Origin of the sequence: Dolichospermum flos-aquae CCAP 1403/13F, assembly GCF_012516395.1 — a bacterium.
Taxonomy (GTDB): Bacteria; Cyanobacteriota; Cyanobacteriia; order Cyanobacteriales; family Nostocaceae; genus Dolichospermum; species Dolichospermum lemmermannii.
Genome location: NZ_CP051206.1, coordinates 3025980 through 3037386, shown reverse-complemented (window position 1 = coordinate 3037386; position 11407 = coordinate 3025980). Strand labels below are relative to the sequence as shown.

Here is an 11407-nt window from a genome sequence, read left to right as displayed (position 1 = left end):
TAAACATGAAAACCCTGATTATTGATAACTACGACTCTTATACTTTTAACCTTTACCAATTGATTGCAGAAGTCAATGGAGAGTATCCCACTGTGATTTGTAACGATCAAGTTATATGGGATGAACTCAAACAGTGGGAATTTGATAACATCGTGATTTCACCAGGTCCTGGTCGTCCAGAAAAATCAAAAGATTTTGGGATCTGTCGTCAAATGATTGAAAATGCCCAAGTACCACTTCTAGGGGTCTGCTTGGGACATCAGGGACTAGGATTTAGCTATGGAGGAAAAGTTATTCACGCACCTGAAGTTCGGCATGGTCGGCTCAGTGAGGTTTATCATACTGCTACTGATTTGTTTGCGGGAATACCTTCTCCTTTTTCTGTGGTGCGCTACCATTCTTTGCTGGTTGCAGATGACCTACCGGACTGTTTAGAAAAAACAGCGTGGACAGAGGACAACCTGATCATGGGAATGCGCCATCGCTCTTTACCAATGTGGGGTGTGCAGTTTCATCCAGAGTCCATCTGTACTGAGTATGGACATACTTTGTTTGAGAATTTTAAAGAAATTACCCAAAAATTTGCCCAGGAACGAGATAAAAGTCCGAAAAAACATTATTGGACAGGAAATAACGGGAATGAGACTTTACCCACAAATTCTCCTAACAAAAAACAGCAACAGGAATTTGAACTTTGTACGCGCAAATTGAATTTGTTTACAGTGAGCGAAGCCGAACTGTGTCCCGATACAGAACAGATGTTTGTACATTTGTTTAGTAAATCAGCCAGTGCATTTTGGTTAGATAGCAGTCGGGTTGAACCTGGTCTTTCTCGCTTTTCTTTCATGGGAGATAACAGTGGTGAAAACAGTCTCCTAATTCATTATCGGACCCAAGGGCAAGAACTGACAATTACACAGTCCGATAATGTCAGTTTCAAAACAGAGGGGATTTTTGATTATCTCCAGCGGGAAATTGAACGGCGACATTGCCCATCTGATGATTTACCTTTTGATTTCAATTGTGGGTTCGTGGGTTATTTTGGCTATGAATTAAAGGCACAATGTGGAGGGAAATTGAATCACTCTTCTACCTTACCTGATGCCATATTTTTGTTAGCAGATCGGATGATTGCAATTGATCACCAAGAGCAAACTATCTATCTGCTTTGTCTAATTCAGCAGGGACAAACAGCCTCCGCAGAAGATTGGTTTGAAACGATCAAATACCAAATTGATCATCTTCCCCCGCTGTCGCCTGTTGTTCCTAAGAAGAAAGAAACACCTGTTATTTTTCGATTAAGCAGATCTGAAAATACTTATCTTGATGATATTAAAAAATGTTTGCAAGAAATTCATGAAGGAGAAACTTATCAAGTTTGTTTAACAAACCAGATTCACACAGACACAACAGCAGATCCTCTGGAATTCTATCGTTCGTTACGTCGCATCAATCCTGCTCCTTATGCGGCATTCTTGCGCTTTGGTGATGTGGGAATTGCCTGTTCATCTCCAGAGCGATTTCTGCAAATTGATCGCCAAGGTTGGGTGGAAACAAAACCCATCAAGGGAACTCTACCACGAGGAAAAACACCTGAAGAAGATTTTATTCTACGCGATCGCTTGCAAAATAGCGAAAAAGATCGAGCGGAGAATCTGATGATTGTGGATTTACTGAGAAATGATCTGGGACGGGTTTGTGCTGTGGGTACTGTTCATGTTCCCAAATTAATGGCTGTGGAAACCTACGCTACAGTACATCAATTGGTGACAACAATTCGTGGTCAATTACGCGCTAATATGAGTGCTGTAGACTGCATTCGTAACGCCTTTCCTGGGGGTTCTATGACGGGCGCACCTAAGATTAGAACCCTGGAAATTATTGATAAATTAGAGCAAGAAGCGCGGGGAGTTTACTCTGGGTCTATTGGCTTTTTAGGATTAAATGGTTCAGCCGATTTGAATATTGTTATTCGTACTGCTGTGATGACGGCCGAACAAACTTCCATTGGTGTTGGTGGTGGTATTGTAGCACTTTCTGATCCCCAGATGGAGTTTGAAGAAATCATGCTGAAAGCTAAAGCATTGATTCAGGCAATGATGATTACAAATTGTGGAGTTATTGATCCCGATCAATACTCTATCCAGGGAATAAAAACAACAACTTCTGATGGCTATGAAAAAGTAGGTGTATAAGCAATGAATAAACAACTAATTTTTGCAACTCTTGGACCTGTTGGAACTTGCCATGAATTAGCGACTCAATCTTATATTGAGTTTCAAGAAGTGGCTAATGCCAAAATAGAACTGTTCAATGATCTGTTAGACGCACTGGAGTTACTACATGATGGTAAAGTTGACTTCATTATCCAAAACTCTGCTCATCCTAAAGTTTATGAATTAACAGAAAAATACTTTCGGGAAGTATTCGTAATTGATAGCTTCTTATGTCCAACTCGTGCTATGGGACTCCTAACTCGTCGTGATGTAGAACATCCCCGCAGTCTAGGATTAATGCCTGCTACGCGGGCTTATGTAAATACAGAACGCTACTCAACTTTTATCCATGAAACGGCCAAGCCCGTGGTGGGTCAGAACTTGCTGGCGGGTAAGTATGATAGCGGTATTGCAGCTTTACAATTTGCTGAAGAAAATCCTGATGTATTAGTAGTTGATGAAGTTATTGGCTCTGTCCAAACAGCTTGGCTCGTATATGGTCGTCAACAAAATAGACAGCAGGGAGTTATTGGGATCAAAAATCCTCAACTTTTCCAATTAGAACTTTCTGGTGTCTGATTCTCTTCCCATTTATATCAATTTACATAATTAGAAAATGTCAACATTTTTCCCAGTTCCTCAAACTATCAAGCCGCGCCCAGATTTAGAGTTGACACTTTTTCGTTGTCAAGAAATAGTTATTCAACTAGCTAATATCTTACCAGGAGCAATTTTTGAACCTCATCAACATCCAGAAAGCCAAATGGGTATGCTTTTTTCGGGTTCAGTGGAAATCAATGTTAATGAAAAAAAAGCAATTTTAGAGCCATTTCAGCAGGTCTATATCGCAGGTTCTAATGTTCCTCATGGTTCTACAATTCTTTCTCAAGAAACCGTGCTAGGAGTGGAAATAAAGTACCTAATAGGATCATCTCAAATAGATAAAAATATTGATGAACCTATTCTCAAACTACGGTCTACCATAGATAAAGCTACAGGTTTTCCTTGTAATTTTGGCATTTGTTCATGGTTTCAAATAGCCGTTTTAGAAATTCCCGCACACGAAAAATTACCCATTTATGCAAGTACCAAAAACGAAATTGGTATTATTATTAATGAGCAAATAATGATGAAAGTAGGTGAAGAAGAAAAACTTTTAGAATATGGTAGCATTTACCATGCTCCCCCAGGTATTTCCTATAGTGGGTATAACACTTCAGATCAAACGATTTCTTTAGTTAAGGTTTCACTATAGATACCCAACTTCTAAGAAAATTGATGCTAATAAATGAGAAGATTGGTAAGAAAATTTGGGAATCTGAAAATGAGTGGATTGGAAGGTTTTAGAGCAGAAATTGATGCTGTAGATTCTCAGATTGTTGAGGCATTAGCCAAGCGATTTGAAATTTGTCAACGGGTGGCTAACTTTAAAAAGCAACACGGAATTGCGATGATGCAACCCGAACGAGTCGAAGCTGTGAAACAGCGTCGTCGAGAATTGGCTATGCAGTATGGGTTAGATGGAGATTTTATGGTCGCATTATACAGCGTCATCATTCAAGAAACTTGCCGTATGGAAGATGAGATTATAGATGGTTAACTACTGCTGATTTTTCAGCAACATCTCATAAGTTTAATTTTTCACAACTATTCACAACTCATTTAATTTAGGATTGTTATATGGCCTTAGAATTTTGCTCTTGGACTTACCTTGATGGACGCATCGTACCTACTGAATTAGCACGTTTGCCAGTGGATAATCATGCCCTTAATTTTGGAACTGCTGCCTTTGAAGCATTTCGGCTTTATTCCACCGCTAATGGCTCAAAGATATTAGGATTGGATCTGCATCTCAACCGATTACGATTGTCAATGTTATCTTTGGGATTGTCCCCTGTAGAACCCGAAACAATTATCAAAGCATTATGGCAAGCCGTAAGTGCGAACAATCTAGAAAAGGGATATATCCGTCTGCTAGTATATCCAAACGGTAATTGTTTGGGGTTAGATCCTTCCCCATTCCCTTCGGCTGCATTGGTTATGGCTTGGCGTTCTGACAGTTCAGGATTTTTACCACCACTGACTTTAGGCATTAGTCATATCCGTCGTCCCGAAGCCGGTTCTACCCTGGCTAGGGGTAAAATTAGTGGCTTCTATGCTGTGGAAGCTGCTGCCGATCGCAATGCCAAAAAACTGGGATTTGACGGTAATCTGATGTTAAATCCAGATGGAACTATCTGCGAAATGACGGGAGCAAATATTTTTATCGTCAAAAACTCTGTTTTGTATACTCCTATTCTACCTCAAAGTATTGATGGAGTCACAAGGCGTTTGGTGATTGATTTTGCCAATCAATTGAGTATTCCTGTAAAAGAAGTACCTCTACCTTTGGGAGACTTAATGGTGGCAGATGAAGTATTTGTGAGCGGAACTTATCACGAAATCCGTCCTGTTTCTGCGGTAGGTGGACAGGTTATGGGTGGCCAATTTCCCGGACCTGTTACCCAACTGCTGCAAGAGCGTTTCCAGAAAATGCTCAACAACCCAGGAGATGAAATGGCATCCCGTTGGTTGACAGGAACGGTCTTAGAAAAATCTACACCCAAGTCTGACCCTGAAAAAGTATACCAGATTCGTTCTGCTCAATTGGCTGACGTTCCTGCTGTCCTTGCAGGTATTGGTTCTCTGTTAGCAGAATTAAAAGGTATTCCAGAATTTCAACTTCCTGCTGAAGCCACAGCAATTTGTCAGCGTGTAATTGAAGGGAAATATCCTGGTGCTATTTTCATTGCTAATCCAGAAGGAGACAATGATTCTATCCTTGGTTTGATTACTTTAACTGTGCAAGAAGCGATTCATGTAGCAGGTCAATTTGTACTGATTCAGGAACTATGGGTTCATCCAGATCATCGCAGTCAAAATATCGGTGAAAATCTGATTCAAGCTGTGGAAACCTATGCTCATGAACAGGGAATTTCTCGTTTAGAAGTATGTTTGCCAACCCATGAATTCCCCAGATTTTCTAATACCCACCATTTTTATCAAAAGAGTGGCTTTGAAGATTTCGGTCCTAGAATGCGGAAACTCCTTGGATCAAGCATAACAATATAACCCGTGAAAGTCAATTAAAGTAATAAGGAGCGACATGATGACTACAGATATACGTCCTGATGATTTTTTCAAGTTAACTTGTGCATCTTGGATTAGTCAGGCTTTGGGGATTGCTGCGAAGTTGAGCATTGCTGACTTGTTGGCAGAAGGAGCAAAAAGTGTTGAAGAGTTGGCACAAGCTACTGAAAGTCATGCTCCCTCCCTCTATCGCATCCTTCGATGTCTTAGTACCGTAGGGGTTTTCCATGAGGTTGAACCACGTCATTTTGCTCTTACTCCGCTAGCTGAATATCTTCAAAGTGATAATCCTTACTCTTTAAAATATTTGGCTATAACTAATATTGATGAGTGGCGTTGGCGTGTTTTTGGAGATATGTACCATACTGTCAAAACAGGTGAGCCAGCTATCAAATCAGTTTATTCGGTTAACAATTACTGGCAGTATTTAGAAAAAAATACTGAACCTAATTTGATTTTTAGTCAATCAATGTTTGGTATTGCTCAAAACTGTCAAATCCAACTTCTTAAATCTTATGATTTTTCTAAAGTTGGCAAAGTCGTAGATATAGCAGGCGGTCAAGGTCTAATTATTTCTGCCATTCTCAAGCATAATCCCCACTTACAAGGACTCCTTTTTGATATGCCTGAGACAGTTTTTGATGCCGTTAAGTTTCTGAAAGCGGAGGGAGTAGATGAACGATGTGAAGTAGTCGGTGGAGATATGTTTAAGTCCATTCCTAGTGGGGGTGATATTTATCTTATGTCATTTATCATGATTGATTGGGATGATGATAGTATAGTCAAATTTTTGGAAAACATTAACTATGCTATGCCTAAAAATGGCAAACTGCTTGTTATCGATCCAGTAATTCCCGTTGACAATCAGTACCATTGGAGTAAATGGGAAGATTTATATCCGATGTGTATGGGACATGGACTAGTGCGTACCCAGGCAGAATTTAAGGCTATTTTCCGAAAATCAGGTTTTGAATTAGTGAATATTTTCTCTCCAGAAAAGCCCCTGAGCCTGATGGAACTGGTACGTGTTTGATAAATTTTGAAATGCGGGAGGTGATTGTATGAGTAATTTGTCGCTGGAGGTGATCTTACAAAGAGAAATGCAAGGAGCATCACCTATCATTGTGACTTCTGAGGGAAACAAGGCTGGACAAGAAGTTGAAGAACGTAGCCAGAGGATTATTCAAGGTCTACAGCGTCTTCCTGAATGCAATTTTTCCACGGCTGAGGTTAGCGATCGCTATCTTGATAACATTCTCCAACAAATTCATGAACAGTCCTATCTTGATTTTTTAGCTCATTGGAATGGAGCATTGGTAGGAGAAGATTTACTATTTGATTATCCTTTTGTTGACCAAGGAATTGCAGCAGATACTCCTCTATTTGCCGGAGTCTACGACTTGTCTCGTGAAGGGACTAGAACTGCGATCGCTGCCGCACAGAAAATTGTCAATGGTGCTTCTTTGTCCTATGCCTTGTGTAGACCTCCCGGACACCATGCTGGGCCCGGTTGGTTAGGAGGATATTGCTTTTTAAACAATGCAGTTGCGGCTGTAGTTACACTGCTAGAATCGGGAATAGGTCCAGTAGGATTGATTGATATTGACTTTCATTTTGGCAATGGTTCTGCTGCTTTATTAGCATCACGACCAGATGTTTGCTTCGGTTCTATTCACAGTTCCACAATCCTTAGTTATCCTTACAAAGAAGTTCAACCAGCTAATGATAGTCAAACTTTCATTCCTTTTTCCCATTCACCTAGTTCAGAGGAATTTTTAGCTGAAGTTAAGCAGCTAGTTCAAAAGTCCAAAATTGAATTTGGTTGTGCAGCTATGGTTGTTTCTGTTGGCTATGACATTATTATCAATGATCCTCATGGCGGTTGGCATCTACCACCTGCTATTTTCGAGGAAATTGGTCAGATTCTCACCCAAGCATCTATACCACTTTGTTTAGTCCAGGAGGGGGGCTATCTGTTAAATGCCTTAGACGAATGTGCCTATAAATTTGGATTAGGATTATTGGGCAGGCATTGACCGAAATATAAACAAGTGCGATTTATATTCTCCTCAATAATTGGGGGGAGTATGAAGAGCAGATTGTTCAGGAATAATAGTTGCTATATGCGCCCGTTTTCAACATCTTCCCCTACTCCCAACTTTTCCACCATTATTTGTTCACGAGTTTCTCCAAAAGCTAAAGTCAACAGGGGATTTGCTTCTAAAGCCGGGAGAGTAGCACTAATATTATCAAGATCATTTCTAAATGTACTGGGCAACTTTACCACAAACATCATCGTTCTTATTGCATAGAACAAAGATAGACTCAACCACAAGATATGGTTACTGGAAAACTTAACGGCAGCAAAATTCACAGGTGCAAATCCGATAAAAAGAGCGACTAAGCTAACATTACGGAGGGTATGTCCTTGTGCTAAACCTAAGAAGTATCCTTCCAGTGTAAAATCTATAGAACTAAGTACCAAGGCCAGTACCAACCAGGGAACAAAAGTATCTATCTTAGAGATGATTTCGGTGTGGTTAGTGAATAATCTAAAAACACTATCGGGAAATAATATACATATTCCACCGAAAAATATTCCTACAATCAGAGCAGTTAAGACAGAAAAACTAACTAGAGGTGCTAACTGGTGTGAATCTCCTTTTCCTTTAAAGTTTCCGACCAAACTTTCCGTACCGAATCCGATTCCTTCAATAAAATATGTATTAAAGCTGATTATCTGCCACAACAAAGAATTCTGTGCGTAAACTAGCATTCCCATCTGTAATCCTTGATAACTAAATGTTAAGGAGATAAACAGAAGAACTAAATTGCTAATAAAGATGTTGCCATTGAGAGTTAAGTTAGATTTTATAGCTGAGATGTCCCATATTTTAAACGCTACAGATATCACTTCCAACCACTGGAATTCTCTACAAAAAAATATCAATCCTACCAACAACAATATATATTGGCTGGCAGCAGAAGAAACTCCTGCTCCCATACTTTCCCACCCTAAGTTGATAATAAACAGATAGTCAAGTCCAATTTTCACACCATTACCAACTACTGATAACAGCACAACTAAGCCATTTTTTTCTCGCCCTAGAAACCAACCTATCAGAACAAAATTGAGCAAAACCGCAGGCGCTCCCCAAATTTGGGTGTTGAAATAGGCAAGACCTGAAGATTTGATTTCTAGGGGGACATTGAGGATGGTAAACCCAATCTCTCCCAAAGGGTATTGTAAAAGTATGAGGGCAATACCCAGCACCAGAGCTACTAAACCATTACGCAATCCTATCAATAACATTTCTTCCCTATCATCTCGTCCAACCGCTTGCGCTGTGACTCCAGTAGTCCCCATTCGTAAAAAGAGTAAAACGAAGTAGAGAAAGTTGAGCAAGTTGCCAGCGAGGATGACTCCGGCGAAGTTGTTGATTTCTTCAAGATGACCCAAAAATATGACACTGACTAAATTAGCTACCGGGATCATAATATTCGATAGGACGTTGGCTAGAGCTAACTGGAAATAGCGAGGTATGAAATCATACTCGCTCTTGAGTGTCGGGTTCATTTTTTAAGTAAGTAGTAGTCTGTCAAAGATATTTTAACGGGTAATGGTTCTATTCCTCCTCTGCTCCCTCTACTTGTCTTCATCCTCTATACTCAAAACGGCTGGAAGCTGGACTTTTTTATCATACAAAGAACAAGTTCAAAGCCTCTCCCCGTTGCGGGGAGAGGTTTACCAGAGGGGTTTCATATTTGGTTAAACTATGAACCGTTTTCAGTATATCTCCCCTTAGAGGGTGTTTGAAAAGTTATGGTTAATGTATCAAATATTTTTTACCCCACCCTAACCCTCCCCTTTACAAGGGGAGGGAACTGGATTTTTATTGTTTCCCCTTTTACAAGGGGAAAGGGGGGTAGCAATGTGATGAAAATTACGGAATACCACTTTTCAAACATCCTCTTACACAGTTTGGTTTTATTGTGTTCACCTACTTACTTTAAAAAATTAGATAAATGGTGATACTCTGGAATAGAATCCTACATATACATTTTTAAGAGTTATGAATTATAAATTATCACGAATGGAAGCGATTCAATCGCCAATTATTCCGGTGGTGGGAGAATTAATAAAAAACTCTCCAGGAACAATTTCTTTAGGACAAGGTGTGGTTCACTATCAACCACCAGATACAGCAATGGAATTATTACCAAAGTTCCTTGCTGAACCTAAAAATCATCTTTATCAAGCTGTTGTCGGGATTCCTGAATTATTAACAGCTTTAACGGCAAAGTTATCAATATTTAATGATATTGATATCAATGAAGAAAATGCTATTGTGGTGACAGCAGGTAGCAATATGGGGTTTATAAATGCTATTTTAGCAATTACTTCTCCTGGTGATGAAATTATCTTGAACACTCCCTACTATTTCAATCATGAAATGGCGATTAAAATGGCAGGTTGTCATCCGGTATTAGTTGCCACAGATGCAAATTATCAATTAATTCCTGAAGCTATAAACGCAGCAATTACAAATAAAACCCGTGCAGTAGTGACGATTTCTCCAAATAATCCGACGGGTGTGATTTATTCAGAGACAGCATTAAAACAAGTTAATGAAATTTGTCGAGAAAGGGGAATTTATCATATTAGTGATGAAGCTTATGAATATTTTACTTATGATCATGTAAAACATATTTCTCCGGGGGCATTTACGGGCAGTAATCAATATACAATTTCTCTTTTTAGTTTGTCGAAAGCTTATGGTTTTGCTAGTTGGCGAATTGGTTATATGGTAATTCCTCAACATTTATTAATTGCTGTGAAAAAAGTCCAAGATACCATTTTAATTTGTCCACCTGTGGTTTCTCAATATGCAGCTTTAGGGGCTTTACAAGCAAAAGATGATTATTTAAAAGATCATATTGGGACAATTGCTAAAGTTCGAGAAATAGTAATTAACGCATTGCAATCTCTGGAAAATTTATGTACAATTGCACCCGCTAATGGTGCATTTTACTTTTTCATAAAAGTGCATACAAGAATGAACGATTTGGAATTAGTGAAAAAACTGATTCAAGAATATAAAATAGCGGTAATTCCGGGAACAACCTTTGGGATGGAAGATGGCTGTTATTTGCGGGTTGCTTATGGTGCGTTACCAGCAGATACAGCTAAAGCAGGTATAGAAAGATTAGTCAAAGGTTTGCAAACTATCGTATTATAATCGCATAACAAAAATTAACACTTGTATTTCTCCATGAGTCAAATAGTTTGGATAGCAAGACACGCTAACCGCCTTGATTTCGTATATCCCGATTGGTTTCTGACCGCCGAAAGACGGTATGATCCACCTTTGTCCGATGATGGTATGATTCAGGCGCAGCAGTTAGCAAAACGACTCAAAGGGGAAAGAATCACCCATATTTTTGCTTCTCCATTTTTGCGAACTATCCAAACTGCGAATGCGATCGCTGAAGTTTTGGATTTATCTATTAAACTAGAAATGGGTTTGAGTGAATGGCTTAACCCCGAATGGATGACTGAAGAACCCGAAAAACTCTCAACTTCAGTTTTAGTCAAATTATTTCCCAGAATTGATACCAGTTACACATCACGTATAGCCGCAAAATACCCGGAAACTCATGAAAAAGTGCGGGAACGTTCGGCGCAAACTGCCAGATGTCTGTCTACTGAATTCTTCCCCCATGATATCCTATTGGTGGCACATGGCGCGTCTGTCTTGGGTGCAGCAATGGGATTTGTGGGTGACATAGCCAAAAATGAAGTCAAAGCTTCTCTATGTTCTTTGGTAAAAGTTGTCCGTCAAGATTCAGAATGGTTGCTAGAACTAAAGGGAGATACATCCCATTTGACAAAAATTGAAGAATTGGTGCGATTTGTGTAAATATTTAATGGGGATTTTCTCTAAATCGCCACTGACGCTATAGCAGGAGTCACCGAGTCAGGAGTCACCGAGTCAGGAGTCAGGAGTTAAGAGACTTTTAACTTATGGCTTTTACTGTAGATTCTGTATCTCATTCAAGTG

The 11407-nt window shown here is 39.5% G+C and carries 10 protein-coding genes; 9 read left to right on the top strand and 1 reads right to left on the bottom strand.

Features of this window, described 5'->3' with window-relative positions; all coding sequences use genetic code 11:
- Positions 1-5 precede the first annotated feature (5 nt).
- From pabB to HGD76_RS14670, 7 genes are all read left to right on the top strand, one after another.
- Positions 6-2195, top strand: a complete 2190-nt coding sequence (gene pabB / locus HGD76_RS14700) for an aminodeoxychorismate synthase (protein ID WP_168696233.1) — start codon at positions 6-8, stop codon at positions 2193-2195.
- A 3-nt stretch (positions 2196-2198) separates the two neighbouring features.
- Complete coding sequence (locus tag HGD76_RS14695; protein ID WP_168696232.1) at positions 2199-2795, top strand: hypothetical protein; 597 nt, start codon at positions 2199-2201, stop codon at positions 2793-2795.
- Between the two features lie 37 nt (positions 2796-2832).
- On the top strand, positions 2833-3471 hold the full coding sequence (locus tag HGD76_RS14690; RefSeq protein WP_168696231.1) for a cupin domain-containing protein: 639 nt from the start codon (positions 2833-2835) through the stop codon (positions 3469-3471).
- A gap of 69 nt (positions 3472-3540) precedes the next feature.
- Positions 3541-3816: a chorismate mutase gene (locus HGD76_RS14685; RefSeq protein WP_148760640.1), complete on the top strand. Its 276-nt coding sequence runs from the start codon at positions 3541-3543 to the stop codon at positions 3814-3816.
- An 80-nt stretch (positions 3817-3896) separates the two neighbouring features.
- Positions 3897-5327 carry a GNAT family N-acetyltransferase gene (locus HGD76_RS14680; protein WP_168696230.1) on the top strand — a complete coding sequence of 477 codons (1431 nt, stop codon included), beginning with the start codon at positions 3897-3899 and terminating at the stop codon, positions 5325-5327.
- A gap of 34 nt (positions 5328-5361) precedes the next feature.
- Positions 5362-6378, top strand: coding sequence for a methyltransferase (locus HGD76_RS14675; protein ID WP_168696229.1), 1017 nt, complete (start codon positions 5362-5364; stop codon positions 6376-6378).
- Positions 6379-6406: 28 nt separating this feature from the next.
- Positions 6407-7381, top strand: coding sequence for an arginase family protein (locus HGD76_RS14670; protein WP_168696228.1), 975 nt, complete (start codon positions 6407-6409; stop codon positions 7379-7381).
- A gap of 83 nt (positions 7382-7464) precedes the next feature.
- On the opposite strand, the gene gntT is transcribed toward HGD76_RS14670, so the two are convergent.
- Positions 7465-8922: a guanitoxin biosynthesis MATE family efflux transporter GntT gene (gene gntT, locus HGD76_RS14665; RefSeq protein WP_168696227.1), complete on the bottom strand. Its 1458-nt coding sequence runs from the start codon at positions 8920-8922 to the stop codon at positions 7465-7467.
- 496 nt (positions 8923-9418) lie between these two features.
- Between gntT and HGD76_RS14660 the strand changes: the two genes are divergently transcribed.
- Both HGD76_RS14660 and HGD76_RS14655 read left to right on the top strand, forming a co-directional pair.
- Positions 9419-10585 carry a pyridoxal phosphate-dependent aminotransferase gene (locus tag HGD76_RS14660; protein WP_168696226.1) on the top strand — a complete coding sequence of 389 codons (1167 nt, stop codon included), beginning with the start codon at positions 9419-9421 and terminating at the stop codon, positions 10583-10585.
- A 33-nt stretch (positions 10586-10618) separates the two neighbouring features.
- Entirely contained in the window at positions 10619-11266 is a 648-nt protein-coding gene (locus tag HGD76_RS14655; protein ID WP_168696225.1) for a histidine phosphatase family protein, read from the top strand.
- The last annotated feature ends 141 nt before the right edge of the window (positions 11267-11407 follow it).